Source organism: Devosia soli (genome assembly GCF_000970455.1).
GTDB lineage: Bacteria > Pseudomonadota > Alphaproteobacteria > Rhizobiales > Devosiaceae > Devosia > Devosia soli.
Window position 1 is genome coordinate 1 of the sequence record NZ_LAJG01000037.1, and the last position, 510, is coordinate 510.

The following is a 510-nucleotide window of genomic DNA, read 5'->3' on the forward strand; positions in this document are numbered from 1 at the left end:
ATGTTGCCAACGGCGGCGGAGCTTTGCCGGCGGATACGCGCGCCTATGTCATGATCGTCACGAGCCTTTCGGTCGATGCGTGGCGCGCACGCACTGTCGATCCGGCCGATTACAGCCCCGATAGCGACGCCGATTTCCCTAGCGCCTGCCTGACCATGGCGGACGCTGTGCGATCGCCTGATCTCTTGGCCCGGTCCTGGTAATGGCCACCATGGGGCGTGCTGATCGCGCAGAGCTCTTCAGCCGAACCAGCCCAGGCGCGGTTGTCCGCCGAGCGAGATTCATTTGACGCTGTTCTCGGATACAAGAACCTTCTTCTCATCACCCTGAGGGCACGCCGCTTCGGATCGTGTCCCCCGGTTGCCTCCATCGTGGGACATCCTACCCGCTGTCTGTCATACACCTTTGACGCCGCGCTCAACTCCAGAGGCGTGAATTGCGTCTGCCACCAAAACCGTCACTGACAGACCGGTTGGGAACGGCTTTGATTCTGGACTGAGGCAGGATTAA

The 510-nt window shown here is 61.0% G+C and carries 1 pseudogene; it reads left to right on the forward strand.

Annotated features, from left to right (window positions below):
• Positions 1-203: pseudogene (locus VW35_RS21650) on the forward strand (hypothetical protein); the annotation flags it as partial.
• Positions 204-510: the final 307 nt, after the last annotated feature.